Here is a 26,450-nt window from a genome sequence, read left to right as displayed (position 1 = left end):
AAATCTGGCAAGTAAATATGGAGATAACTCCTGAAATGGTTCAACTTGTTAACTATTTTGAACTTACAATGGATTTTATCAATATTTAATTTATGATGTGTTATTTTCATAAAAAAGATGCAGTCAATGTAAAAACTACTTCAGCTATTATGTCCAATAAATATCATCTAATTTCGCTTAGTTTTAATTAGCGTCGACAAATTGTCGTCAGTCATACCTAATTATATTAAATAATACTAAAAGGCTCTAGCACAATCTGCTAGAGCCCTTCATATTGGCGGAGAGATAGGGATTTGAACCCTAGTAACAGAATAACCCATTCGCCTGTTTTCTCGAGTTAGGCTATGTACTTTCCATGTAATAATAGCTAGCAATATAGTCTTGTATACTCAATGGTTTTAGCCGTTTTTCTTTATATCTAATATCATTAAGTATCATATAAAAGCATACAGTTTGTTATCAATTATCCTTCATTCTCTTAATTTCTGTTTATCATTACTGTATTTTATTTGTTTTCTCAAACTTATCATCTTTAACAACCATATTGGTAGTAAATATCAACATATAAACTGAACCTAAAATCATATACCAAAACATCGTACACCCAATAAATGAAATAGCCGCTTTAAAATATCTGGACATGCATTTGCTTCTATTATTTCTACGCCATTATACTCACATAATTTCCTAAGTATCAGCCCTATATCCACCTTTATTTTCCCATATATCATCTGCCTTCGATACTTGGGTGCAAACACAATATGTTATTTGCAATTCCATTTACTGCAACTGAACTCTGAATGTCCATTTGGATAACCTCCTTTGCCTTTAAAATTGGTTGGCGAACATTAGCAAAGTGGGTTCTTTTTTTCCACAGAACCACAGGTAAAACCTGTGGTATTCAAAAACACAATAAAAACCGTATTGGATTTCTCCAATGCGGTTTTTATTTAATCCTTGATTTATATCTAATAACTATAATATTGATACAATGAGGACATGCTATTATTATTATCTAATAGCCCAGTTAATCGAATTCCAACTTACATTCATTCCTTATAACGAATTCCATCGCTAACAATGGATATCAATCTATTGAATCGGCTTATATCCATATCACCTTTTCCTTGGTCTATAGCAAGCAGAAGGCCCATCATAAGAGTAATTAAATCCTTTACTCCTATATCTTCACGTACCGCCTTGGATTGCTGGGCTCGGGTAAGAAGACTAGCGAATGCCGACTGGAAATCCTTTACTACGCCAGCGTTTTCCGTCCGAGTGAAGGTAAGACTTTTAAAAGCGTCTTTCAAAGCCTTATTGTTAAAACCATCTTCCATTATGCGTGAAAAGAAATCAAAAAATGCCTTACCAGGATCAGAATTGTTAGCAAGAGACTTAGCATCTTCTGTAAGTTGCTTTTTATAACTAATATATATTTCCTCAAACAATGCTTCTTTGCTGGAAAAATGGCGATATATTGTGCCGATGCCTACCCCTGCTTGGCTTGCAATTTCACCAATTGGAATTGCAAGCCCTTTTTCGGTAAAAATCTTAAGAGCCGCGTCCAGTATCTTCTGTCTATTTTGTTTTGCATCTGCCCTCATAGACTTTTCTGAATCAGAAAATGGGGAATTATTTGTTTGTACCTTCTCTGTCTCGTGAAAATTACATATTTCGCCCGAAGAGCATTCTTTCTTTATCATTAAGATAGCCACCTCTTTCCTCTCTATTTTACATGAAAAAATAGATATTGACAACGGAATGTTAATTCCGTATAATATGCTTTATAAGCGGAATGTTGATTCCAATTATAATATACGTATATATAAATGTGCACACCATGCCACGTCATATAATGAGAGGAGTTTAAAATACAATGAAGAAAAGCATCATTTTCGTCTTTTCAGGAACAGGCAACAGCTTATGGGCCGCAAAAAAAATCTCAGAAGAACTTGAAAACTGCGAAATTGTATCCATGGGCTCCCATAAGGAATACACCCTTACAGATGAATACGATGTAATTGGTTTTGTGTATCCGACTTATTACCGTGGTGTACCTGCAAGAGTCCAGGACTTTGTTTCACAATTTAATTTTCAAAATAACAAGAATGCCTACTTTTTTGCCGTTGCTACCTGCGGAAGTGTTAAACGTTCCGGCAATTCCACAGTTCAACTACGCAATTTGCTGAAGCGAAAAGGTATAACGCTGAACTACGCTGAAAAACTCGATATGTTATCAAACTATATCATTATGTTTGACATGCATGACACCGTTGAAGAGGAAACGCGGCAATCCGCCCAGGATTTGAAGCCAATCATCGGTAACATAAAAAAAAGGACCGTTGATCTGACAGCATTGAGAACCAAACCGTTCCAGCAACTTATGTATAATGGAGTTATGCACTTTATCCATCATAGTGATAAACATTTCAATGTATCCGACACGTGTACTCATTGCGGTATCTGCCAAAAAGTCTGCCCGGTAAACAACATTGATTTGGGTCAGGACACAAAACCATATTTTAAACACCACTGTGAACAATGTTTAGCCTGTATTCAGCATTGCCCGGCGAAAGCCATCAACTACAAGGACAAAACAAAAAACAGGAAGCGGTACACACATCCTGATATTTCATGGCAGGAACTAACAAAGCTAAATGGTAAATAATTATGCCTTCCATTAAAAAATAAGTGTACTGTTTGTCCAACTATATACTATATTAAAAAGGAGTGAAAACTATATGTCTGATTCACAAAATTCTCAATCAACGTCCAGCCAATCGACCTCTGCAAGACATGATTCCATGGGGGCCGCCGAAGTCTTCGAACAAGTATTTAAATTAATCCAAACTGGAAATGTGCATGCTTTATTCGATATGATGGCTGAAGGTGTAGTCATGGAATTCCCATTTGCTCCGCCCACCAGGCCAAGGCGGGTGGAGGGAAAAAACAAAATCATTATGTACATCCAAGCAATTCTAGATATCGTCTCATTTTCACATTTTACAGATATCGAGGTCCACCACATGATTGATCCTGACTGTGTCATAGTAGAAATGACATCGCATGGAACCGTACTGGCAACTGGCAAAACTTTTGAAAAGCGCTATATTGATGTGTGCCGTACCCAAAACGGATGTATTAAGCTTATCCGGGATTATTGGAACCCTCAAGAGTCTCCCACATCCAAATAAAACGGCATAACATTTAAATTCGAATGACAAAATATAAAATTTTGATTCTCATTTACGAAAAAACCGTATTGGATTTCTCCAATACGGTTTTTATTTATCTTATTCATGCATTCTACAACTTGATATTGACGCTGCTAATATAATCAGTTATACTGATTATATTAATTAAAGATTATATAATATCATGACTATATGTTTGAAAGTAGGTGTTACATTGTTTAGTATTTTTAATAGTATGGGTTTTTTATTTGGTAAAGTCACTGAACAGATGATAGAGAACTTTAATGCAGAATTAATTCCCTATCAGATTGATTCAAAGGAATTTGGACTTCTAACAGTTATAACTTCTATGCCTGATGCTACTCAGCAACAAGTTGGTGAAGTTATACATGCTGATAGAACTACTACTGTTAAAAAAGTTGATCGCCTTGAATCACTTGGTTACTTAATCCGTGTAAAAAATACTGTTGATCGCAGAATGTATAACCTTCGACTTACTAATAAAAGTGAAGACATGCTTAAGCAACTTTGGCCTATATTAATAAATTGCGAAAGAAGTGTTCTTTCATCCTTAACGGATGAAGAAGTACAAAATTTAAATAATATTTTTATCAAGCTGGTAAAAGCTTGGCATTAAGGAGATTAGCATACTTAAATGTATATATAAATATTATTTTATATTAGGAGGTAAAAAATGTTATTTAGTGATAATAGAAGCTACGTCTTTGAAACACCTTTAATTGAAGGGATAATAAAAAGTAGACCAAACCGATTTATAATGGATGTTGAACTAGATGGTACCATTTACAAATGTCATTGTCCTTCCACTGGACGCATTGGGAATTTCATATTCAAAGATATTCCTTGCCTTATGTCTAAAGCGAAGGATGAAAAGAGAAAAACACCATTCACAGTAGAAGCTATATCCTTAGATGTACCTGCTTCTTCTTCAAAAAAATGGATTGGTATTAATCAAAATGCAGTAAATAGGTATATAGAACATTTTTTAAAAACAGATCAATTAAGCAAAATTGTTGCTAATGGACATAACACTATTCGCGAACAAACTCTTGGTAATTCAAGGCTGGATTTTTTAGTAGAAAGCACCTATATTGAAGTGAAAACATCTCTTGCAGAACTACCCTACAGTTCAAATGTTACTTATAAATCACACAGTGAATTTAATTCATTTGACAGATTCATCAAACACATATCCGAGTTATCTAGCAGCCTGAATATAAATCAAAGAGCCATACTGCTTAACTGTTTTATCTATAATAATCCAAGATTTATAGTACCACCAAAAACTAGTAAGAGCGAGAAAATACTTACAGCAGTTAGGGACGCTGTGAAAAATGGTGTTGAAATCTGGCAAGTAAATATGGAGATAACTCCTGAAATGGTTCAACTTGTTATTTTTTTTTTGTGTGTTAATTCCATAAAAATTGGTTATATTATTAATACCTAAAATAATTAAGGTAGTGATAATTTTGACTCCTGAAGAAAAAGCATATATAGCTGGAATAGTTGATGGTGAAGGAAGTATAATGCTTATAAAGTTTCACAGAAACCAATTTCCTGCTCCCTGCTTAAGTATTAGTTCTACCACATTAGAACTTTTAGATTGGATAAAGTTAAAGACTGGTATGGGTACAATAACTCACAAGAAAAATTATAATTCAGAAAAATACAAAGAATCCTATAGTTATGTTTTAAAATATGATAATGCCATAAGTTTGCTAAAGTCTATTGAACCTTATTTAATTATTGAATCTAAACGAAAAAGAGCTTTATTATTATTAACTGAATATTAACAGAGTTCTAAGTTTCAGGTGGAGTTTTTCCCCATCTGAAACTTAGAACTCGTTATCCAGGGACGTGTCATCGGATAAGTCTCTTACGCCTAGAAATGGAAGATATTCTTTTGAAGCACTTCAAGCTAAGGAAAAATTTTATAATGACTTTTTGAGACTTTAATAAACATGGGAATTTAATAAACATGTTTATTATAACGGAAACTCGACTCGCTATGCTCCCTGAGTAAATTCGAATGACAAAATATGAAATGTTGATTCTCATTTACGAAAAAAACCGTATTGGATTTCTCCAATACGGTTTTTATTTAATCCTTGATTTATGGTGGAGGCGAGGGGGCACAATTAACATATATTTCTATATGCTTTCATATGTTTCCATATGTGTTGACTATATCTTGAACTTATTACTAAGCTCCCTGGCATGTTATAGAAGTCATATTATAGTTTTAATACTTCTATCCTAGTACCTCATATTCAAAAAACTGAACTTAGAAGCCTATAAGTCGATACGAGGCTGTTAAATTTCTTTACATACCTCTCGGTATTGCCGTCACCTTCATAGTGTTACGGTTTCACCGATAAAGCCAAGTTTTCACTTATGAATCACTCCATAAGGCGACCATTTTGATCGAACCCCTGTCCGAAAATCGCAACACCTAGGTTTCTTCGAGTGCAGTCTCTCATTTAAATTTCCCTCTGTTAAGCGCCGAAAGACAGGCTCTTAGCTTCAGTAGCTTCATAAATTCCGTTCCTGGGGCAAAGCTTAGCCAGGCTCGTTTCCCCACTAATTGACGCCCAATCCTAAGCCGTGGGACTCAAAGGGTGGACGAAGCAGACTAAGCTGCTAAAGCGTAACTATTTTCGTTTGCGTTTAAATGTTTCCAATAGTTTTTTAACGCGGGTCCATAGGTTCCCTCGACTCGCTTCCTAGGCACAACGTATCCCCGTCGAAACCAAAGTACGCCCCCTTGTTTTCTTCCTATATATAAATATATGAAGACTAAAATAGCAAAATACTATTTTACAAGGTCTAACCTCTGCAAACAAAAGTTTTCTTTCATGCAATGTTAAATTTTATTAACTTAACGTCACTGTCCTTACATTTTACCTTATTTATATGCTTTTAGCAAGTGTTATATAATACCACGTTTTGAATTTTATCCTATTTACGCTAGTTCTAATACTTATTTTGTTCTTTAAATTGTCTCGCTATATCTCGTTTTGCAGCCTTTTCTAGCATTACATCTCTCTTATCATATTCTTTTTTACCTTTTCCAACACTAAGTTGAACTTTAACTCTTCCATCCTTTAGGTAAAGAGATAATGGTATAAGTGTATATCCCTGCTGATTTATATATGACTCAAATCTTCTTATTTCTTTTTTGTGTAAAAGAAGTTTTCTCCTTCTAAGTGGATCTCTGTTGTTTATGTTTCCATCTTTATAAGGCCCTACATGAATATTACATGCAAAAATTTCACCATTTCTAATCTCTGCATAACTATCTTTAAGATTGGCTCTCCCTGTTCTTATGGATTTAACCTCCGTACCTACAAGTTCTATTCCACATTCCAGAGATTCCTCTATAAAATAATCATGTCTAGCTTTTTTATTTTCTGCTAAAGTTTTGTTTTCTCTAACCTTACTCACATATAACACCTACCCATACTCTATTTTGTTTTACACTAACTCACAATTGATCTAATTATGAGTTAGCTTTTTTTAATCTTCTTTAGTTTCTGGTTTGTAAATTTCAGCTACATCTTTATTTCTACTTGCTGGGTGTACAACTTCAACTTTCGCATCTTCATCCCCAGTATTTGCTTCAATTTCTTCAAGTTCTGATAAATTTATTTTTTTATCCACTATTTTTTCTATTTCTATAGCTTTTTCATTTTTTTCAATAATTGCAAAGTATATTTCATGAGATGCCATGTCTATCTTCTCTACTCTTATATTGACTTCATCGCCTAATCTATAAATCTTCTTACTTCTTTCACCAATAAGGCATAAATGCTTATCATCAAATACATAATAATCATCACTCAATTCACTTATATGAACAAGTCCTTCAACGGTATTAGGCAGTTCTATAAATATACCAAAGTTTGTTACTGATGATATAATTCCCGAATATTCTTTTCCAATCTTATCTAGCATATATTCAGCTTTTTTAAGATCATCTACTTCTCTTTCAGCTTGTTGTGCTACTCTCTCCATTTCAGAAGATTGAACAGAAGCAAAATCAACTATTCCAATTAACTTTTTATTCCTTTTTTCATCTATCTTTCCATGAAGATGTTCCTTTATTATCCTATGAATCATAAGATCAGGATATCTTCTTATTGGTGATGTAAAATGGCAATAATATTTTGCTGCAAGTCCAAAGTGTCCTACACATTCTGGAGAATATCTTGCCTGTTTTAAAGATCTTAGAAGTAATGTACTTACAACTGTTTCTTCTTTTTTACCCTTTACTTCTTCTATAATCTTTTGAAGTTCCTTTGGATGAACCTCACTGCCCCACTTTATTACATAACCAAGATTATGTACGAATTCGTTAAAGTGCTCAAGTTTTTCAGTGTCTGGCTCCTCATGAACCCTATAAACAAAAGGTAATTTTGTCCAAAACATGTGTTCTGCAACAGTTTCATTACAAATAAGCATAAATTCTTCTATTATCTTGTTAGCTACTGCTCTTTCATAAGGCTGTATATCTATTGGCTTACCATTTTCATTTAATATTATTTTACTTTCCTGAAAATCAAAATCAATAGCACCTCTTTGAAGTCTTCTCTTGTTTAAGATTTCAAAAAGCTCATTCATTGCCTTAAAATCATCATATAGATATTCATATTTTTTAATAGTTTCTTCATCTTTATCTCTAATAATTTTAGTTACATCTGTATATGTCATTCTCTCATTAGTCTTTATTACACTTTCAAATATTTCATGGTCAACTACTTTACCCGTTTTATCTATTTCCATAAAACAACTTAGTGCGAGCCTATCAACTTTTGGATTAAGGCTACATATACCATTTGAAAGTTTTTTAGGAAGCATTGGTATAACTCGATCAATAAGATATACAGATGTTGCTCTTTCTAGTGCTTCATTATCTAGAGGATTTTTTTCTCTAACGTAATGAGAAACGTCTGCAATATGAACACCTAGGTGATAGTTTCCATTTTCAAGTTTTTCTAAAGAAACTGCATCATCTAAATCCTTTGCATCTTCTCCATCAATAGTTACCATTTTAATATCTCTTAAATCTCTTCTATTTGTATATTCTTCTTCTGGCACTGTTTCAGATATATTTTCGGCAAAACTAAGTACTTCTTGTGGAAATTCCTCTGGAAGTTTATGTTTTTTAATTACTGTAAGTATATCCACACCCTTATCTTCTTTTCTGCCAAGTATCTCTATTATCTTACCTTCTGGATTTCTTCTATTTTCAGGCCACTGAGTTATTTCTACAATTACTACATCTTTTGAATTTGCTTTGCCTTTCATGCTCTTTGGAACGAATACATCCTGCTGGATTCTTACATCGTCTGCTACCACAAATCCAAAATTTTTGCTATCCTCATAAGTGCCAATTATTGTTTTATTAGCCCTAGTAAGTATCCTTATTATTTCACCTTCGCATTTCTTACCATCATTTTGTTCTCTTGTTACTTTAGCTATTACCTTATCTCCATTCATTGCTCCGCTCATAAATGAAGCTGGAATAAATACGTCTGGTCTTTCTTCATCACATATTACAAAACCAAAACCTTTTGCATGTCCTTGTAATTTTCCAACTACTAAACCCATTCTTTCTGTAACACCATAATGCTCAGTTCTATTTTGAACGATTAAACCTTCTAGTTCCATATCTTTTAGAAGTTTTTTAAAACCCTTAATTCCAGATTTTTTCACATCAAATATTTTTTCAAGTTCACGTGAGTTCATTGGTTTATATGCTTCTTCTCTCATAAAATCAATTAATGTCTCTCTTATACTCATATTTTCATCTCCATTCTTATTATTATATATATTATAAATTTTTAACCTAATAGAAAATAATATTCAATTAAATACTGTTATAAGGCATATTGAAAAAATATATCAGCATCTTAGTTGTGTATTTTTAACACGCCTAAAATTAAAAAGGCATAATTCATCATGCTATCGAATTATACCTAGTTTAATTTATTATTGTATAAATTTGGGTAAGTTTTGCATAATAACCACAACTGCAAACAGAACAGAAGATAAAACTGTAACTCTAGCAAGCCTTGACTCACGAGTTTTTGATTTATTATGTGAATAAAATGTCTCACCACCACCTGAGAAAAAATTAAATCCATCCATTTTACTTGGTTGCATTAAAATTGAAACTAAAATTACGATAGCACATATTACTTGTATACCTACTAAAAGATTATGCACGTCTAGAAACCCTCCTATAGATAGTTTTATTTATATAAAATAAAACATTAAAATCATTAAATTAACAATATCATATATTCTACATCTTAACATATGTACGTATTTATTACAACTTAATTTAATATTTCATGGTTTTTTATAAAAAAAGATTGAGGGAAAGCCCTCAATCTTTTTTTATTATTTCTTCAAATTATAGAAAGCACTAAGTCCTCTATATTCTCCAATGTCTCCAAGTTCTTCTTCAATTCTTAAAAGTTGATTATATTTAGCAACTCTTTCAGTTCTTGCTGGTGCTCCAGTTTTAATTTGTCCTGCATTAACAGCTACAACTAGATCTGCGATAGTTGTGTCTTCTGTTTCTCCAGATCTATGTGACACAACTGCAGTATATCCAGCTCTCTCAGCCATTTCAATGGTGTTAAGAGTTTCTGTAATTGTTCCGATTTGGTTAAGTTTAATAAGTACTGAATTTGCTACACCCTTTTCAATACCAGTTTTAAGTCTCTGAGTATTTGTAACAAATAGGTCATCGCCTACAAGTTGTATTCTCTTTCCAAGTCTCTCAGTTATCTCTTTCCATCCATCCCAATCTTCTTCTGCCATACCATCTTCAATGGATATTATAGGATATTTATTAACTAATTGTTCATAGTAATCAACCATTTCTTTAGCAGATAAAATTTTTCCTTCTCCTGCAAGATTATATTTTCCATCTTCATAAAATTCTGATGATGCTGGATCAAGTGCAATAAATGCATCTTTCCCTGGTGTATAACCTGCTGCTTCTATAGCTTCAATAATTATTTTTATTGCTTCTTCATTGCTGGAAAGGTTTGGTGCAAAACCACCTTCGTCACCTACTGCTGTATCAAGGCCTTTAGCTTTTAAAATTCCTTTAAGAGCATGATATACTTCTGCTCCCATTCTAAGTGCTTCACTAAAGCTTCTTGCTCCTGCAGGCATAACCATAAATTCTTGAAGATCCACATTATTATCTGCATGTTTACCACCATTTAATATGTTCATCATAGGAACTGGAAGTACTTTTGCATTTACTCCTCCAAGATATGAGTATAAACTCTGTCCAAGAGACTCCGCTGCTGCTCTAGCAACAGCTAGCGATACTCCAAGAGTTGCGTTAGCTCCAAGTTTTGCCTTATTATCTGTTCCATCAAGTTCGATTAATGTGTTATCAATTTTAACTTGACCATAAACACTCATTCCGATAAGTTCTGGTGCAATAATGTTATTAACATTATCCACAGCCTTTAGAACTCCTTTACCATTATATATTTCTTTATCATCATCTCTAAGTTCTACTGCTTCAAAAATTCCTGTGGAAGCACCTGATGGAACGGATGATCTACCAACGGTACCATCATCTAATGTAACCTCTACCTCTACTGTAGGAAAAGCTCTTGAATCTAATATTTGTCTAGCAAAGACATCTACAATTTCAACATCATATTTCATTTGAAATACCTCCCATAAATTTAATTTATAATAACTATGTTTATAACATAGGTATTTATCAAGCTCTAATTCACAATACCATATTTTTATGTGTATAAGTAGAAATTTAACTTAATTTAACCTTATTTTATTAAACTTTTACCTGTCATCTCTTTTGGAATAGGAAGTCCCATAACTTGTAACATTGTTGGTGCAATGTCTGCAAGCACTCCGCCATCTCTTAATTCACTAGTATCTTGGCTTACATAAACAAAAGGTACTGGACCAGTTGTATGTGCTGTCATAGGTTCTCCAGTTGCATAATCAATCATTTGTTCTGCATTACCATGATCAGCTGTTATAAACACTGTACCATCTTTCTCTAGTATTTTATCCACAACTTTACCTAAACATGCATCCACAACTTCTATAGCTTTTTTAGCAGCTTCTAATATACCAGTATGTCCAACCATATCTGGATTTGCAAAGTTAAGTATTATCATGTCATATTCATCTGTATCCAATCTCTTTAATAGTTCATCAGTAACTTCATAAGCACTCATTTCAGGCTTAAGATCATAAGTTGCTACCTTTGGTGAAGCTATAAGAGCTCTGTCTTCATTTTCATTTGCTTTTTCTACGCCACCATTAAAGAAGAAAGTTACATGAGCATATTTTTCAGTTTCAGCAATTCTAAGCTGTTTCTTTCCAAGTTTACTTACATATTCTCCAAGAGTGTTTGTTAATGATTCAGGTTTAAATGCTACATCCACACCTTCAAGAGTTAAATCATATTGTGTCATTGTTACAAATTTAAGATCTAATGCGTTTCTTGAAAAACCGTCAAAGTTTTTATCATTTATTGCTCTAGTAAGTTCTCTAGCCCTATCCGGTCTAAAATTAAAGAATATTACTGAATCCTTATTTTTAATTTCGGCTCCCTTTACTATAACAGTTGGAAGAACAAATTCATCATTTTTTCCTAAAGCATAAGACTTGTCTACAGCGTCAATTGCGGAAACTGCAGTTTCACCTTTTCCAAGTACTAATGCATTATATGCAAGTTCAACTCTATCCCATCTGTTATCTCTATCCATTGCATAATATCTTCCTGAAACAGAAGCTATCTTTCCTACTCCAATTTCTTTCATGTAATTTTCAATTTCTTCAATATAGTTTTTTGCTGAAGCTGGTGCCACATCTCTTCCATCTAGGAATGCATGTACATAAACTTCTTTTAATCCACCCTTTTTTGCAAGATCTAATAGACCCTTTAAGTGTTCTGTATGTGAGTGTACTCCGCCAGGTGAAAGTAATCCTAATAAATGAAGTGCTGAACCATTTGCCTTTGCATTTTTAACTGCATCCGTAAGTTCAGTATTTTCGAAAAAATCTCCATCTTTGATTGACTTAGTTATTCTTGTCAATGCTTGATAAACAACTCTTCCTGCTCCAATATTTAAATGTCCAACTTCTGAATTTCCCATCTGTCCTTCTGGAAGTCCAACGCTTAGTCCACATGCCCCTAGTGTTGTATTATAATAATGTGAGAATATATCATCAATATTAGGTTTATTTGCTGCCTTTACTGCGTTTCCCTCTGCCCTATCAGTTAGTCCAAATCCATCTAAAATCATTAACATTACAGGTTTCTTAGCCATGTTATTTCCTCCATCCAAAATATACTTATATATACATACATAAAAATGTATGATATTTTCAAATTTAATTAGTTGATGCATTATTCAAAGTATTTATATATATATTTTTCTATAAAAAAATTTATGATATGTGGAAGTAAAATTCAAAAGTTTACTTCCACATATTATTATGTTTTTAGAAGTTCACTATACCTGCAAAGTCATTAGCCTTAAGACTTGCTCCACCAACTAATGCTCCATCTATTTCTTCTTTTGCCATTTGTGCTTTAATAGTTCCTGGTTTAACAGAACCACCATATTGTATTCTAACTTTATCTGCTACTTCTTTACCAAAAATTTCAGCAACAGTTTTTCTTATAGCTCCAATAGTTTCATTAGCTTGATCATCTGTAGCTGTTTTTCCTGTTCCTATAGCCCATATTGGTTCATAAGCGATAACAACTTTAGCTGCGTCAGTTTTGCTAATTCCTTGTAAATCTAATTTGATTTGTTTTCCTGTAACTTCGTTTGTAACATTTGCTTCTCTTTCTTCAAGAGTCTCTCCGCAACAAAGAATTGGAGTTAAACCATGTGCAAATGTAGCTTTTACTTTTTTGTTTAAAGCTTCATCAGTTTCATTAAAGTATTGTCTTCTTTCACTATGTCCAAGTATTACATATTCTACTCCTAATTCTTCAAGTGCTTTTAAAGATATTTCTCCTGTGAAAGCTCCATTTTCTTCAAAATGAGCATTTTGAGCAGCTACTTTAACATTTGTTCCTTTAACTGTTTTAACTACTGCATCTAGTGCTATTGACGTTGGTGCAATAACAACATCTACCTTAGCATCTTTAACTAGTGGTATTAATTCTTCAGCTAATTTTATTGATTCGTTTATTGTGTTGTTTAATTTCCAGTTTCCAGCTATTATTGGTGTTCTACTCATTAAAATTCACTCTCCATTTTTATATATATTTGTGCCTTAAATATCTTAAATATATTAAATATATTAAATATCTTTATTTCACTGTTTAAATATATTATATCACTTTAAATTAAATTGTAAATGATATTAAATAATAATTATTATTATTTAACATAATTATAAGTATCATAAAGTGTAGAATTTAAAATTCTACACTTATTATTTAATTATTTATCATTTAAAGCAGCTATTCCAGGAAGTTCTTTTCCTTCTAAGAATTCAAGTGAAGCTCCACCACCAGTTGAAATATGAGTCATTTTATCTCCAAATCCCAATTGATTAACAGCTGCTGCACTATCTCCGCCACCAATAACTGTAGTTGCATCTGATTCAGCCATAGCTTTTGCAACTGCTATAGTACCACTTGCAAAATTTGCGAATTCAAATACACCCATAGGTCCGTTCCATATAACAGTTTTAGCAGTTTTGATTGCATCTGCATAATTTTTTGATGTTTTTGGTCCTATATCAAGTCCCATATATCCTTCTTGAATATTTGCATCATCGGTAGTAACTGGAGTTGTATCAGCATTAAATTCTGCTCCAACAACGTTATCTACAGGAAGTAGAAGTTTAACTCCCTTAGCTTTAGCTTTTTCAAGCATTTCTTTTGCATATTCAACTTTATCTTCTTCTACAAGTGATTTACCTATAGTATAACCTTGGCCTTTTAAGAAAGTATAAGCCATACCGCCACCTATAATTAAAGTATCAACTTTTTCAAGAAGATTGTTTATAACATTGATTTTATCTGAAACCTTTGCTCCACCTAGTATTGCAACAAATGGTCTTACTGGTCTTTCAACAACCTCACCCAAGAATTTTAATTCTTTTTGAATTAAAAATCCACATACAGCTGTTTTCACAAATTCAGTAACTCCAACTGTTGAACTATGAGCTCTATGAGCTGTACCAAACGCATCATTTACATATACGTCAGCAAGTGAAGCTAAATCCTTTGAAAAAGCCTCACCATTCTTTCCTTCTTCTGGTCTAAATCTTGTATTTTCAAGAAGAACAACTTCGCCTTCTTTTAAATTAGCAACAGCTTTTTGGGCATTTTCTCCAACTACAGTATCATCAGCAGCAAAAATAACTTCTTTTCCTAAAAGTTCTGAAAGTCTTTTTGCAACTGGTGCAAGAGTAAGTTTTGGATCTGGTCCTTTTGTCTTTCCAAGATGTGAGCAAAGAATAACTTTAGCACCTTTTTCTATTAAATATTTAATTGTTGGTAGTGCTCCAACTAGTCTGTTTTCATCAGTAATAACTCCATCTTTTAATGGAACATTAAAATCACATCTAACTAATACTCTTTTACCTTTAACTTCTATGTCTTCAACTGTTTTTTTATTTAATTGCATTTAAATTCACCTCTAAAAATTATTTAAAGAGGCCTAGCCTCATAGCTATAACTACAAAACCAGACCTCTTTACTATGTTTCGTTCAAATAATCAAATATTTACTTTTAGACTATTTAGCAATTTTAGCGAAATATTCTAAAGTTCTGATTAACTGTGAAGTGTATGACATTTCATTATCATACCATGAAGCAGTTTTAACTAATTGTTTTCCGTCAACTTCTATAACTTTAGTTAAAGTAGCATCAAATAATGAACCAAAGTTAATTCCGATAACATCTGAAGAAACTATTTCGTCTTCAGTATATCCGAATGATTCATTAGCAGCAGCTTTCATTGCAGCATTTACTTCTTCAACTGTTACATTCTTCTTAAGAGTTGAAACTAATTCAGTTATTGAACCAGTTATAACTGGAACTCTTTGAGCATTTCCGTCTAATTTACCTTTTAATTCTGGAATAACTTGACCGATTGCTTTAGCAGCACCAGTTGAGTTTGGTATTATACTAGCAGCAGCTGCTCTTGCTCTTCTGAAATCACCTTTTTTGTGAGGTCCGTCTAATGTGTTTTGATCATTTGTATAAGCATGAACTGTAGTCATAAATCCTTTTTCAAGACCAAAGTTATCATTTAATACTTTAACCATTGGAGCTAAGCAGTTAGTTGTACATGAAGCACCTGATACAACTGTTTCTGTTCCGTCTAATTCATTATGGTTAACATTAAATACTATTGTCTTTAAATCATTACCAGCAGGAGCTGAAATAACAACTTTTTTAGCGCCGGCTCTTATATGAGCTTCAGCTGCTTCTTTCTTTGTGAAGAAACCAGTACATTCAAGAACAACATCTATTCCAAGTTTTCCCCATGGTAGTTTTTCTGGATTTGATTCAGCGAAAACTTTAATTTCTTTTCCGTTTACTACAAATGAATCTTCTTTAACTTCAACTGTACCATTGAATCTACCTTGTGCTGAATCATATTTTAATAAGTGTGCTAACATTTTTGTATCAGTTAAGTCGTTGATTGCAACAACTTCAAGACCTGGTACCTCAAGAATTCTTCTTAAAGCTAATCTACCTATTCTTCCAAAACCATTAATCGCGATTTTTGCCATTTTTAAATACCTCCAAAGATATATATTTCTAAAATTATATGTAAATATAATTATTAGCAATTTAATAAAAATTTATTTAAAAATATCAAATCAACAAAATTCATTGATAGATATTAATTAACCTATTTCACTGAGCACCCTAACGATTTCCATAGCAGTGCCCTCATCTGTAATTAAAACACTTTTCTCATTATTCATTTGTGTTGCAACTATTGCTTCTGCTTTTGATTTTTTTCCTGCCACCGCTACTAGATTATCCACATTATTTATATCTTCAATTTTGAGTCCTACTGAAGGAGTCGAATAAACAACATTTCCATTGCCATCAAAGAAATACCCAAATGCCTCTCCAACTGAACCTTGCTCTAATAATCGCGATGTTTCCTCTTTGCTTAAACCTCTTCGTCTACTCATATCATCTGCCCTACCAACACCATAAACAATAATATTTGCACTATGAATAACATCCATTATGTCCTTTATGCCTTTTTCATTAAGTATTGCACTTAATGCCTCATTACTAAGGTTATCTGGGACATGTAACAATCTATATGTTGCCCCTAATTTATTAGCAAGGTTTGCAGCTAAAGTATTTGCTTCTGTTTCAACTTTTCTTGCCATTCCACCTCTAGCAGGTACTACTACAACATGTGAAAAATTATAATTATCATCAAAATTATCGATAACCTTTTTCATGGTAGTTCCTCCAGTAATAGCAATTATGCTTTCATCATTAATTATGCTTTCCACATATTTTGCTGCTGTTCTACCTAGTTCATTCATCACAGTTTTATCATCTTCAACACTGCCTGGCACAATAATTACTTTTTTTATGTTCAATTTTTCTTTTATTTGTATTTCAATCTCATTTAACCCTTTAAATTGTCGTATAAAGTTCTTAAGTTTATCTATTATTTCTTCGCCTTCATATGTTACTGACATTCCAGGGGTGCCTATGTTAATCAAACTTTGCTTTTTCAGAAAATTAATTTCAGTCCTAACTACTCTTTCACCTATTTCTAATTTGTTTGCTAAGATTCTTCTACCTATAGGCTGATTATAGTATATTGTCCTTAAAATATTATATCTTTTTTCAAGCAAATCCATAAGTTCTGGAACAATTTTCTTCTGCAATTTTAATATTTCGTGCACTTTAACCACCTCACTGGACTTACTTAGTCCCAGCAACTCAATTCTTGTCCCACTACTATTATAGATTAAAAAGACTAATTTTTAAATAGTATTTGTAAAAAAAAAAAAAATTATTTTCTATAGTGCTAAAACCTTTTTCTTTTAGAAGAAGCCTTTATTTCCATTTCTTCTCTGTATTTAGCTACTGTTCGCCTTGATATTTTAAAATCTTTACCCTTTAAAATATCAGCTATATTCTGATCAGATAGTGGTTTTTCATTATCTTCCTGCTCTATAAGTCCTTTTATTTCATTTTTTATCTTGTTTACAGAAACATCCTCACTATTATCATTAGTAATTGAAGTTGTAAATAAATCCTTTATCCTCACTATGCCCATATTGGTATATATATACTTTTCTTTTATAGCTCTACTTACTGTAGATTCATGCATATCAATTTTTTCTGATATGTCCTTTAGTGTCATGGCTTTTAGATAAATATTTCCTTTTAAAAAATATTCTTTCTGGATATCTACAATTTTTTCCAAAACTTTATACATCGTGCTTCTTCTCATGTTTATGCTCTTCATCAAAAATATGGCACTATTCATCTTTTCTTTTAAATATTTTTTAGCACTTTGATCCTCTGCCGCATCCAAAATATCTTTATACACATTGTTTATGGATAAACTTGGAATCGATGTATCATTCATAATTATATATATATCCTCACCTATATTTTCTATATAAGCATCCGGAATTATGAACTTTACCTCATCACCTGTATAAAATCCTCTTGATGGTTTTGGTTCAAATTTTTTAATCTCATCCCCATATTCTTGAGCTTCCTTAACAGAAATATTAAGTTCTTTAGCAATTTTATTATATCTATTATCTCCTATATCCTCAAGATGATTCAATATTATCTCCTGAAAATTATCATCTAATAATCCCTGTTCTTCTGCTTGAATTATCAAACATTCTTTTAAATTCTTCGCACCAATTCCATTTGGCTCGAAGCTTTGAACTATTTTAAGTGCGCTATCTACATCTGATCTATCCACCTTTAAAAACTTTGCAGTGTCCTCTAAGTCATCTGTAAAATATCCAACACTATCTATACCTTCAATAATGTACATGCATATAGTTTTAATAATAGTATTTTCATTTGATTCAACTAACTGCTCTTTAAGATAATCCTTTAGGGATTTTTTTTCAGAAATAAAATTAAAAGGTGAAACCTTTTCCTCACCATAAGATGAACTAGAGCTATAGTTATCGCTGGCTGAATGTTCAGACAACTTTTTATAGTCTATTTTCTCAAAATCCTCACCAATTTCAAGTTTAGAAAAATCAGCGTCTATAACTGGATTTTCTTGTATCTCTTGATTAAGATACTCAACTAATTGAAAATTGGACATTTGAAGTAATTTCACAGACAGCTGCATCTGTTGATTCATAATAAGTTTCTGTTGCTGAGTTAAGTTTAAGTTAAAATCTAAATTCATAATTTTCACCTATATCTATGTTATGTTTTTTATCTTCCATTATTCATTTAGTATATCATAAATCCACTTTTCAAACACCAAAAAACATTAAAATACTTTATATTTCACTATTTTTCAACATGTTATATGAGGAATAAGTTGCAAATTTAAAAATTCAAATTAAAATTTTTAATAATTCTTAAAAATGAGGATGGGAAAATATTTGCATAAACAAATCTTCTCTCATCCTCATTTTCTAAACCTTTAACTTGTCACCTGTGTCCGCTATCTTTTTCCCTTAATGTATGGAATTCCATCAGCCGCTGGTGCAGTTGTTTTACCAACAAAGCCTGCAAGTGCAAGCATTGTTAATACATATGGAAACATTGCATAAATTTCATCTGGCAGTTGAAAACTCATCATCTGTGCATTTATTTGAAGCGCACTTCCAAATGCAAATAAAAGGCAAGCCCACATTGTTCCTTTTGGTTTCCAGTTACCAAATATCAAAGCAGCTAAAGCTATATAACCACGCCCTGCAGTCATTCCTTCTCTAAATAGATTTGATATACCGATGGATAATGAAGCTCCACCTATTCCTGCTAACATTCCAGAAAGTATAACACATGTATATCGTATTTTATAAACATTTATTCCTAAAGTATCGGCTGCACTAGGATGCTCACCAACCGCTCTTATTCTAAGTCCAAATGGTGTTTTATAAAGTACAAAGTCAGTAACAAACACTAAAACTAAAGCAAAATATACAAACCAATTCAGCCCACCTAAAAGAGTCCCTAGTATCGGTATATTTTGAATGAATTTTGGAATATTATATGAAAGTGAATGAACTATATTTGTTTGTCCACCAGTATTAAAAACTTTAAATATCATAAAACTTGCAAAGGCAGTAGCAAATAAATTTATAGCTGTACCAGAAATAACCTGATCTGCCCTTAAATTAATACTTAAAAATGCATGAAGAGCTGCTATTATTCCACCAGCCGCTGCTGCAAATAGTATTCCAACAAGAGGACTTCCTGTTAGAAATGAACCAAGCACTGCGAAAAATGCTCCTGTAATCATCATGCCTTCAAGTCCTATATTTACAACGCCTGCATTTTCTGAAAACACACCACCAAGTCCAGTGAATATAAGCGGTGTAGCCATTCTTAGAGTGGCTGCCACGATACTCACCACAAGTGTGAACTTATCCATTTACAACAGCTCCTTTCTTTCTTTTCTTCTCTTTGAAATAATCAACAATATAATCTGTAGCTACAAAAACTATTACCACTGATTGAATTAAATAAACAACTTCTTTTGGTATATTATTAATCTGAAGTATTCTAGAACTACTTTCAAGTGTACCAAACAGAAGTGCTGATGGAATACAACCAATAGGATTGCTTTTGGCAAGTAATGCAACTGCTATACCATCCATTCCATATCCTATAAATGATAGTAAGTCTGTAGTCATATAAACCGTGCCTGAAAGATGAACTGCTCCTCCAAGTCCAGCTATAGCCCCTGAAAGTACCATGGCAAAAATAATATTTTTACTGATGTTTATTCCACCATACTCTGAAGCGTGTGGATTTATACCAACAGCTCTTATCTCATAGCCTTTGGTTGTTTTCCACAAAAGCCAAAATACAACTACAGCACATATTAATGCAATTATAATTCCAAAACTAACTCCGTTAAGTTTCATCAGCTTTGCACTATCTTGTATTATAGGTGTCTGCCCTTTACCATGAATTCCTGCTGGTGTCCTCATTATTACAAAATTAACAACATACATAGCGATATAATTAAGCATTATACAATTAATGACTTCATTAATACCTAATTTTGCCTTTAAAAACCCTGGTATTGAACCCCATAGTCCTCCAGCAACAACACCACTTAATATTATTAGTGGTATATGTACTATAGGGCTTAATCCATGTATTTGACCAACAACAGCTGCTGCAAGAATACCTAAGGTAAACTGCCCTTCTACTCCTATATTAAAAATTCCGCATTTAAAGGACACTGCACTGGCAACACCTGTAAAAATAAGCGGTGTAACATAATTCATAGTTTGAAGTGTTTGATCTGTAGATCCAAAGCTTCCTGTGATTATTATTCCCATCAAATCTGTGAGTGCTGTGAAATATTGTGTTATCCCATAGCCTTTAGACCACATTACAAAAAACACCGCAACGAAAAAAGAAATAAAAATTGCAAATAGTGGGAATGCTAGACTCCTCACAACATATTTTGCTGCTAACAAAAATTTGTTGCTTTTTGTTTCTGAATTACTCACCATCTCTCACCTCTTTATCATTTTTTACAGTTCCACCTGCCATAAGTATTCCTAGTTTTCTCTCATCTGCGTCTTTTCTCTCTAAAATGTCTACCACATTGCCATCATACATTACAGCTATTCTATCTGAAAGTGATAGAATTTCGTCAAGTTCAAGTGAAACCAAAAGTACAGCTTTACCCTTATCTCTTTCCTCAACGATTCTTTTATGAATATATTCTATAGCACCTACATCAAGTCCTCTAGTTGGTTGCGCAGCTATAAGAATATTAGGGTTTTTGGATATTTCTCTGGCTACTATAAGTTTCTGCTGATTACCTCCTGAAAGTGATCCAGCTGTAACTTCATCTGAAGGTGTTCTAACATCAAATTCACTTATAAGCCTTTGAGAATGCTTTCTTATTTCATTATATTTCATAATAATTCCCTTACTAAATGGAAGTTTATGATATAAACCAAGTATTGAATTTTCAAATAGTGAAAAATCTAAAATCAGCCCTCTTTTTTGTCTATCTTCTGGAACATGGCCAACGCCACTATCCGATATCTCTCTAGGAGTCTTATTAAATATATCTTTTCCATCCAACATAACTTTTCCATCTTGTGGTTTTATAAGTCCTGTTAATGCTTCAACTAGCTCAGTTTGACCATTTCCATCAACACCAGCGATTCCAACAATTTCTCCAGCACGTACAGTTAAATTAACGCCCTTTACAGCTAAAATTCCCCTATGATTCTTAACCTGAAGATTTTCAACTACAAGCATATCTTTTCCTATTTTTGCTTCTGATTTATTAACTGTAAGATTAACCTTTCTCCCAACCATAAGTTCAGCAAGTTCATCAATACTTGTTTCCTTGGTATAAACAGTTCCAGTAACTTTACCTCTTCTTATTATTGTGACTCTATCACTCATTTTCATTACTTCCTTAAGCTTATGAGTAATAAGTATAAATGATTTGCCCTCTTTTTTTAGGTTATCAATTATTGTTCCTAGTTCATCTATTTCCTGTGGAGTCAAAACAGCTGTAGGTTCATCCAATATTAGGATATCCGCACCTCTATAAAGTGCCTTTAGGATTTCAACTTTTTGCTGCTGCCCAACAGAAATGTCCTCAATTTTTGCAGTGGGTTCTATATTAAAAGCATATTTTTCAGCTAATTGTTTTACATCGTTAATTGCTTTTTTCATATCTATTTTCAAACCAATTTTAGGTTCTATTCCCAATATTATATTTTCAGTAACAGTGAATTTATCGATAAGCATAAAATGTTGGTGTACCATTCCAATTCCAAGCTTTATTGCATCGTTAGGGTTGTTAATTTTGCTAACTTGTCCATTAAAAAAAATATCGCCTTTTTCTGGTTGGTAAAGCCCGTATAAAATATTCATAAGGGTAGTTTTTCCAGCTCCATTTTCACCTAGTAAAACATGAGTTTCACCTTTTAAAAGTTCAAAGGTCACATCATCATTAGCTATAGTACCAGGGAAAATCTTAGTAATATGTTTCATTTCCATTACCTTATCCATCTCAATCCTCCTCAATTGATTTAGGCATCTTGATAAAATCACCTGTTAACATACCAGTTCATTTTGTCAGATGCCTTACCTATACATAAAAATGGCTAGGTTTTTATACCTAGCCATTATTATATTACAATATTAATAACTTTGGAATCATCTATGAAAGAAATAACAAAACTCAAAGATGTGGCGTTATTAAATTGTAGGTGCTACAAATTTTTTCGCATCTTCTATTTTAGATGGAACCACTATCTTTCCATCAACAATTGCTTTTTTATATTTATCAACTACATCTAAAATATCTTTAGAAACATGATCTTTTGTACTTGGTGCATAACCAACTCCATCTTCTTTTAATCCAAATGTTTTAACTTTACCACCATCAAATTTACCATCTTTTAAGTCTTTAGCAACATCATATGTAGCTGTATCAACTCTTTTAAGCATACTTGAAAGAATTACATCTTTATACTCTGGTACTGTTACTGCTTGGTCTTGATCAACACCGATAGCCCAAACTGCTTTTCCAGAATTTTTGATTGCTTGTGCTGCTTGGAATACACCTATACCAACACCACCAGCTGCGTGATAAACAATATCATAACCATCGTTATAAAGTGTAGTAGCTAATTCTTTTCCCTTTGCTGTATCATCATAACTATCAGCATATACTACTTTAACGTCGATACTAGGATTTATTGTTTTTGCACCAGCTATGTATCCTGCTGCAAATGAATCAATTAAATCTCCTTGTTTTCCGCCAATAAAACCAATTTTATTTGTCTTAGTTTCTTTTGCAGCAATGACGCCCATTAAAAATGAACCTTCTTGGGATTTAAAAATTAGTGATTCAACATTTTTAGGTTGTTTATCATAGGCATTATCGATTATAGCAAATTTTTTATCTGGATACTTATTAGCTATGGTTTGTAACGCATCTGCCATTTGGTACCCTACTCCAAATACTAAGTCCGAACCATTATCAATTAAAGCCTGAAGATTTGGTTGATAATCATCTGCTTTTTTTGACTCAATTGGTTTATAATTAATATTTCCAAATTCTTTTACCGCTTTTTTTATTCCTGTGTCAGCTGCTTGATTAAATGATTTATCATTTAGTCCACCTTCATCTGTAGAAAGCCCTATTTTAACTGTTTTTGCACTACTACCTTGGCTTGAAGTACTACTTCCACACCCTGCAAAAATTGATGCTACAACTAAAAAAGATGCAATTCCTGCCACTATTTTCTTCTTGTTCATTTTAGATTACCCCCTAAAAAATATGTTCCTTTTAACTTTAAGTTGTGTTACTAAGTACCTTATTTATATAATTTCATAAAATTGGTATAAATAGTAGCATATATAATCTCTGTTTTTAACTCTTTATCAGTATAAACTAAATATATTGTAAAATCAATATATTTGTGCCTAAATAAATGCTAATTTGAAAACCAAATTTGAAATCAGATACTAGTTAATATTGCACGAATGCTTTTGTTTGTGCATACTAGTAAGATTCAATGAAAAATACTCCACAGGCACCTGAGCCAGAATGTGTACCAACCACGCATCCAGCCTCACATTTTATAAATTTTTCATTTTCATTATAATTGCTTTCAAGTAATTCTCTTACCTCATTTTCACCTATATATAAAATTATGCTCATTTCTGCTTCAGATATACCCGTTTCAGTAACATAGTTTAATATGGATTTTGCCGCTTTTTTTGTTCCTCTCACTTTATCAACTACAACCATTTCACCGTCTCTAATAGTTAGTATAAGTTTTATTCCTAAAATATTACCTATAGTTCCCGCTGCCTTTGATAATCTACCACCTTTAATTAGGTTGTCCAATTTATTAAAAGCAATAATACTTTTAACATGAGGAATAACATTTATTATTTCTTTTTCAATTTCTTTGAAACTATAACCAGCACCTCTTAATCTACAAGCCTTAAGCACAATTACTCCAAGCCCAGATGTAACGTTAAGGCTATCTATTACAGTTATATTTTCACTTTCAAGCATATCCTTGGCAATGCAAGCTGACTGGTAGGTACCACTCATCTTAGAAGACATACTTATCATCAAAATTTTATACCCTTGGTCTAAATATTTTTTAAAACATTCAACATGCCTTTGTGGATTAACTTGTGTAGTTGTTGGATATATACCGTCCCTGTCCATGATTTCCAAAAGTTTAGAAGTAGTTATATCTACTCCATCAAAATAAGATTTTTCACCTATATTAACAATTAATGGTAATACTTCAATATCATATTTATCAATTATATCCTTAGGTAAATCTGCAGTACTTACGGTTATAATCTTAATTTTTTCCATTAATATTCTCCTTTATTATTTCATATTTGGAAATCCGATTTGTCTTAGTCCTTCATAAGCTACAATTGCAACCGTATTTGAAAGATTTAGTGATCTAAGGCTTGTTTTTATCATAGGGACTCTTATGCATCTTTCAGCGTTACTCTCTCTAATATCATCTGGAAGCCCACAAGATTCTCTTCCAAACACAATAAAATCCCCTTGGTTAAATTTTACTTCTTCATAATAATTTTTACCTTTTGTAGTGGAAAAATAAAATGTACTATCCTGATACTTTTCCCTTAACTCATCGTAAGACTCATATACAGTTATATCTAGATCTTTCCAATAATCTAGCCCTGCTCTCTTTAGATGTTTTTCATCTAAACTAAATCCAAGCGGTTTAATCAAATGTAATTTACTATTTGTAAGAACACATGTCCTTGCTATATTTCCTGTATTCTGTGGTATTTCTGGCTCAAATAAAACTATATTAAAATTTTCTTTTCCTAAAATCAATTGTACGCCCCCATTAGTATATTTAATCATAAAATTTATATTATACTAAAATTTCTTTATAGTAAAGTTGTTTATACAAAATATAACAATTTATATTATGTAATTTATACTGTTTTCTTCAAATTTTTCTAGCAGTTTACTTTTAAAAAAGTTTTTTAGAAGTTTCATTTTCTCATCTGGGTATATATATTTTCCATATCCAAATTGTCCAAATTTAAACTTACGCGCCTCTTCATCCATGGGCAATGTAGTTTTACTAAATATATTGATTATATTTTCCTTAGCACGTTTGGTAAACCTATGTGAAATAACTTCAAATGTTATGTTTCCTCTTGGGAATTTTAATGCTATAAGATTAATTAAACTTCCATATTCCTCTTCCCAACCTTCATACAGAAAAACTGGTGCTATTATAAATCCAATTTTATACCCATCAATATATAGCTTTTTTGCAGCGGTTATTCTCTCAATCACAGCTGTAGTATTATGTTCATATGCATTTATTATTCTATCTGTGTTTATACTAAATCTTACAGTTGTATTACCATTATGTCTAAGTCCTAATATAGTATCAATATCTGTGAATTTTGTTACAAATCTAAACCTACCAAGCTCATTATTTCCAAAAAACTCTATAGAATTTTTTAGTGACCTGCTGTAATACTCCACAGGAATTGGGTCAGAAGTTGCAGCACCTTCAAAAATAGTTATATTCGGTTTTCTTTCATCTATATACTCTTGTGTTCTTTGTAGTATTTCATCTATATTTACATATATTTTAACGTATGGTTTTTTTCCCATTTGAGTGTTTAGATAACAATATTCACACATACCGTTGCATCCGCTTGCAATAGGCAATTGATAATGAGCTGATGGTTTACATGTAGCAAAGTTTAAATTTTTCCTTACACCTACAACTAGTGTACTTTTCCCTTCAAAATACATTTCACTGTTTGTTTTACCTGGTATACCGGTGATTCTACCATTTTTCGAATATAATATTTCCAACTTTTTATCTTTGAACTCTTCTAAAATACTGTTTCCCAGTTCATAATTTAATGCACGCTCTTCAAATATTACTCTTCTTGGATTAAACATAAAACCACCTCCTAAGAAGTAGTATTACATTTAATCATTATAAATATTCTACCGTAATAT

24 protein-coding genes, 1 other RNA gene and 1 pseudogene are annotated in these 26,450 nt (G+C 32.3%); 5 read left to right on the top strand and 21 right to left on the bottom strand.

Annotated features, from left to right (window positions below):
• Positions 1-495 precede the first annotated feature (495 nt).
• The 3 genes and pseudogenes from BR66_RS26280 to BR66_RS0116925 all read right to left on the bottom strand — a co-directional run bounded on the left by BR66_RS26280 (position 496) and on the right by BR66_RS0116925 (position 1,715).
• Positions 496-642: a hypothetical protein gene (locus tag BR66_RS26280; RefSeq protein ID WP_207641267.1), complete on the bottom strand. Its 147-nt coding sequence runs from the start codon at positions 640-642 to the stop codon at positions 496-498.
• Positions 618-761 (bottom strand): annotated as a pseudogene (locus BR66_RS24160) (transposase); the annotation flags it as partial. The pseudogene BR66_RS24160 and the gene BR66_RS26280, both read right to left, overlap by 25 nt.
• Positions 762-1,049: 288 nt before the next feature.
• Positions 1,050-1,715, bottom strand: a complete 666-nt coding sequence (locus BR66_RS0116925; RefSeq protein ID WP_156946317.1) for a TetR/AcrR family transcriptional regulator — start codon at positions 1,713-1,715, stop codon at positions 1,050-1,052.
• Positions 1,716-1,876: 161 nt separating this feature from the next.
• Here BR66_RS0116925 and BR66_RS0116920 point away from each other — a divergent pair, with 161 nt between their 5' ends.
• The 5 genes from BR66_RS0116920 to BR66_RS0116900 all read left to right on the top strand — a co-directional run bounded on the left by BR66_RS0116920 (position 1,877) and on the right by BR66_RS0116900 (position 5,008).
• Positions 1,877-2,668: an EFR1 family ferrodoxin gene (locus BR66_RS0116920; RefSeq protein ID WP_026883958.1), complete on the top strand. Its 792-nt coding sequence runs from the start codon at positions 1,877-1,879 to the stop codon at positions 2,666-2,668.
• Positions 2,669-2,741: 73 nt separating this feature from the next.
• Complete coding sequence (locus tag BR66_RS24155; protein ID WP_051624281.1) at positions 2,742-3,194, top strand: nuclear transport factor 2 family protein; 453 nt, start codon at positions 2,742-2,744, stop codon at positions 3,192-3,194.
• 184 nt (positions 3,195-3,378) lie between these two features.
• The gene (locus tag BR66_RS0116910) at positions 3,379-3,831 is read left to right on the top strand and encodes a MarR family winged helix-turn-helix transcriptional regulator (protein WP_084156544.1); all 453 of its coding nucleotides are present in this window, start codon (positions 3,379-3,381) and stop codon (positions 3,829-3,831) included.
• A gap of 57 nt (positions 3,832-3,888) precedes the next feature.
• Positions 3,889-4,662: a DNA/RNA nuclease SfsA gene (locus BR66_RS0116905; protein WP_026883956.1), complete on the top strand. Its 774-nt coding sequence runs from the start codon at positions 3,889-3,891 to the stop codon at positions 4,660-4,662.
• A gap of 13 nt (positions 4,663-4,675) precedes the next feature.
• The gene (locus BR66_RS0116900; RefSeq protein WP_242841183.1) at positions 4,676-5,008 is read left to right on the top strand and encodes a hypothetical protein; all 333 of its coding nucleotides are present in this window, start codon (positions 4,676-4,678) and stop codon (positions 5,006-5,008) included.
• A gap of 628 nt (positions 5,009-5,636) precedes the next feature.
• On the opposite strand, the gene ssrA is transcribed toward BR66_RS0116900, so the two are convergent.
• From ssrA to splB, 18 genes are all read right to left on the bottom strand, one after another.
• Positions 5,637-5,969, bottom strand: a transfer-messenger RNA (tmRNA) gene (ssrA, locus tag BR66_RS25335).
• A 219-nt stretch (positions 5,970-6,188) separates the two neighbouring features.
• Positions 6,189-6,659, bottom strand: coding sequence for an SsrA-binding protein SmpB (gene smpB / locus BR66_RS0116895; RefSeq protein ID WP_026883954.1), 471 nt, complete (start codon positions 6,657-6,659; stop codon positions 6,189-6,191).
• 72 nt (positions 6,660-6,731) lie between these two features.
• Positions 6,732-9,017, bottom strand: coding sequence for a ribonuclease R (rnr, locus tag BR66_RS0116890; RefSeq protein WP_026883953.1), 2,286 nt, complete (start codon positions 9,015-9,017; stop codon positions 6,732-6,734).
• A 189-nt stretch (positions 9,018-9,206) separates the two neighbouring features.
• On the bottom strand, positions 9,207-9,443 hold the full coding sequence (gene secG / locus BR66_RS0116885; RefSeq protein WP_026883952.1) for a preprotein translocase subunit SecG: 237 nt from the start codon (positions 9,441-9,443) through the stop codon (positions 9,207-9,209).
• Between the two features lie 177 nt (positions 9,444-9,620).
• Positions 9,621-10,916 (bottom strand): phosphopyruvate hydratase, encoded by a 1,296-nt coding sequence (gene eno / locus BR66_RS0116880; protein ID WP_026883951.1) that lies wholly within the window; start codon positions 10,914-10,916, stop codon positions 9,621-9,623.
• 122 nt (positions 10,917-11,038) lie between these two features.
• Positions 11,039-12,556, bottom strand: coding sequence for a 2,3-bisphosphoglycerate-independent phosphoglycerate mutase (gene gpmI / locus BR66_RS0116875; protein ID WP_026883950.1), 1,518 nt, complete (start codon positions 12,554-12,556; stop codon positions 11,039-11,041).
• A 175-nt stretch (positions 12,557-12,731) separates the two neighbouring features.
• The gene (gene tpiA, locus BR66_RS0116870) at positions 12,732-13,481 is read right to left on the bottom strand and encodes a triose-phosphate isomerase (RefSeq protein ID WP_035796486.1); all 750 of its coding nucleotides are present in this window, start codon (positions 13,479-13,481) and stop codon (positions 12,732-12,734) included.
• Between the two features lie 206 nt (positions 13,482-13,687).
• Positions 13,688-14,881 carry a phosphoglycerate kinase gene (locus tag BR66_RS0116865; protein ID WP_026883948.1) on the bottom strand — a complete coding sequence of 398 codons (1,194 nt, stop codon included), beginning with the start codon at positions 14,879-14,881 and terminating at the stop codon, positions 13,688-13,690.
• 110 nt (positions 14,882-14,991) lie between these two features.
• The gene (gene gap, locus BR66_RS0116860; RefSeq protein ID WP_026883947.1) at positions 14,992-15,996 is read right to left on the bottom strand and encodes a type I glyceraldehyde-3-phosphate dehydrogenase; all 1,005 of its coding nucleotides are present in this window, start codon (positions 15,994-15,996) and stop codon (positions 14,992-14,994) included.
• A 117-nt stretch (positions 15,997-16,113) separates the two neighbouring features.
• Complete coding sequence (locus BR66_RS0116855; protein WP_026883946.1) at positions 16,114-17,148, bottom strand: sugar-binding transcriptional regulator; 1,035 nt, start codon at positions 17,146-17,148, stop codon at positions 16,114-16,116.
• A 125-nt stretch (positions 17,149-17,273) separates the two neighbouring features.
• Positions 17,274-18,635 (bottom strand): RNA polymerase factor sigma-54, encoded by a 1,362-nt coding sequence (rpoN, locus tag BR66_RS0116850; RefSeq protein WP_026883945.1) that lies wholly within the window; start codon positions 18,633-18,635, stop codon positions 17,274-17,276.
• A gap of 264 nt (positions 18,636-18,899) precedes the next feature.
• Positions 18,900-19,832 (bottom strand): ABC transporter permease, encoded by a 933-nt coding sequence (locus tag BR66_RS0116845; RefSeq protein ID WP_026883944.1) that lies wholly within the window; start codon positions 19,830-19,832, stop codon positions 18,900-18,902.
• Positions 19,825-20,928, bottom strand: coding sequence for an ABC transporter permease (locus BR66_RS0116840; protein ID WP_026883943.1), 1,104 nt, complete (start codon positions 20,926-20,928; stop codon positions 19,825-19,827). Before BR66_RS0116840 ends, BR66_RS0116845 begins: the two co-directional genes overlap by 8 nt.
• Positions 20,918-22,456, bottom strand: a complete 1,539-nt coding sequence (locus BR66_RS0116835) for an ABC transporter ATP-binding protein (protein WP_026883942.1) — start codon at positions 22,454-22,456, stop codon at positions 20,918-20,920. The genes BR66_RS0116840 and BR66_RS0116835 overlap by 11 nt, the downstream gene beginning before the upstream one ends.
• A gap of 189 nt (positions 22,457-22,645) precedes the next feature.
• Positions 22,646-23,710 carry a BMP family lipoprotein gene (locus tag BR66_RS0116830; protein WP_026883941.1) on the bottom strand — a complete coding sequence of 355 codons (1,065 nt, stop codon included), beginning with the start codon at positions 23,708-23,710 and terminating at the stop codon, positions 22,646-22,648.
• Positions 23,711-23,957: 247 nt separating this feature from the next.
• The gene (locus BR66_RS0116825; protein WP_026883940.1) at positions 23,958-24,794 is read right to left on the bottom strand and encodes a DegV family protein; all 837 of its coding nucleotides are present in this window, start codon (positions 24,792-24,794) and stop codon (positions 23,958-23,960) included.
• Between the two features lie 15 nt (positions 24,795-24,809).
• Positions 24,810-25,322 carry a tRNA (cytidine(34)-2'-O)-methyltransferase gene (locus BR66_RS0116820; RefSeq protein ID WP_156946316.1) on the bottom strand — a complete coding sequence of 171 codons (513 nt, stop codon included), beginning with the start codon at positions 25,320-25,322 and terminating at the stop codon, positions 24,810-24,812.
• Positions 25,323-25,382: 60 nt separating this feature from the next.
• Positions 25,383-26,390 carry a spore photoproduct lyase gene (splB, locus tag BR66_RS0116815; RefSeq protein WP_026883938.1) on the bottom strand — a complete coding sequence of 336 codons (1,008 nt, stop codon included), beginning with the start codon at positions 26,388-26,390 and terminating at the stop codon, positions 25,383-25,385.
• Positions 26,391-26,450: the final 60 nt, after the last annotated feature.

The sequence above is a fragment of the Clostridium akagii DSM 12554 genome (assembly GCF_000686725.1).
Lineage (GTDB): Bacteria > Bacillota > Clostridia > Clostridiales > Clostridiaceae > Clostridium_I > Clostridium_I akagii.
This window is presented reverse-complemented; position numbering and strand designations above follow the sequence as displayed.

Bases quoted from the DNA above. Each gene is read 5' to 3' on its own strand.
- BR66_RS26280 (WP_207641267.1), bottom strand. From the start codon at position 642: ATGTCCAGATATTTTAAAGCGGCTATTTCATTTATTGGGTGTACGATG.
- BR66_RS0116920 (WP_026883958.1), top strand. From the start codon at position 1,877: ATGAAGAAAAGCATCATTTTCGTCTTTTCAGGAACAGGCAACAGCTTA.
- BR66_RS24155 (WP_051624281.1), top strand. From the start codon at position 2,742: ATGTCTGATTCACAAAATTCTCAATCAACGTCCAGCCAATCGACCTCT.
- BR66_RS0116910 (WP_084156544.1), top strand. From the start codon at position 3,379: ATGACTATATGTTTGAAAGTAGGTGTTACATTGTTTAGTATTTTTAAT.
- BR66_RS0116905 (WP_026883956.1), top strand. From the start codon at position 3,889: ATGTTATTTAGTGATAATAGAAGCTACGTCTTTGAAACACCTTTAATT.
- rnr (WP_026883953.1), bottom strand. From the start codon at position 9,017: ATGAGTATAAGAGAGACATTAATTGATTTTATGAGAGAAGAAGCATAT.
- eno (WP_026883951.1), bottom strand. From the start codon at position 10,916: ATGAAATATGATGTTGAAATTGTAGATGTCTTTGCTAGACAAATATTA.
- gpmI (WP_026883950.1), bottom strand. From the start codon at position 12,556: ATGGCTAAGAAACCTGTAATGTTAATGATTTTAGATGGATTTGGACTA.
- tpiA (WP_035796486.1), bottom strand. From the start codon at position 13,481: ATGAGTAGAACACCAATAATAGCTGGAAACTGGAAATTAAACAACACA.
- BR66_RS0116865 (WP_026883948.1), bottom strand. From the start codon at position 14,881: ATGCAATTAAATAAAAAAACAGTTGAAGACATAGAAGTTAAAGGTAAA.
- gap (WP_026883947.1), bottom strand. From the start codon at position 15,996: ATGGCAAAAATCGCGATTAATGGTTTTGGAAGAATAGGTAGATTAGCT.
- rpoN (WP_026883945.1), bottom strand. From the start codon at position 18,635: ATGAATTTAGATTTTAACTTAAACTTAACTCAGCAACAGAAACTTATT.
- BR66_RS0116845 (WP_026883944.1), bottom strand. From the start codon at position 19,832: ATGGATAAGTTCACACTTGTGGTGAGTATCGTGGCAGCCACTCTAAGA.
- BR66_RS0116840 (WP_026883943.1), bottom strand. From the start codon at position 20,928: ATGGTGAGTAATTCAGAAACAAAAAGCAACAAATTTTTGTTAGCAGCA.
- BR66_RS0116835 (WP_026883942.1), bottom strand. From the start codon at position 22,456: ATGGATAAGGTAATGGAAATGAAACATATTACTAAGATTTTCCCTGGT.
- BR66_RS0116830 (WP_026883941.1), bottom strand. From the start codon at position 23,710: ATGAACAAGAAGAAAATAGTGGCAGGAATTGCATCTTTTTTAGTTGTA.
- BR66_RS0116825 (WP_026883940.1), bottom strand. From the start codon at position 24,794: ATGGAAAAAATTAAGATTATAACCGTAAGTACTGCAGATTTACCTAAG.
- BR66_RS0116820 (WP_156946316.1), bottom strand. From the start codon at position 25,322: ATGATTAAATATACTAATGGGGGCGTACAATTGATTTTAGGAAAAGAA.
- splB (WP_026883938.1), bottom strand. From the start codon at position 26,390: ATGTTTAATCCAAGAAGAGTAATATTTGAAGAGCGTGCATTAAATTAT.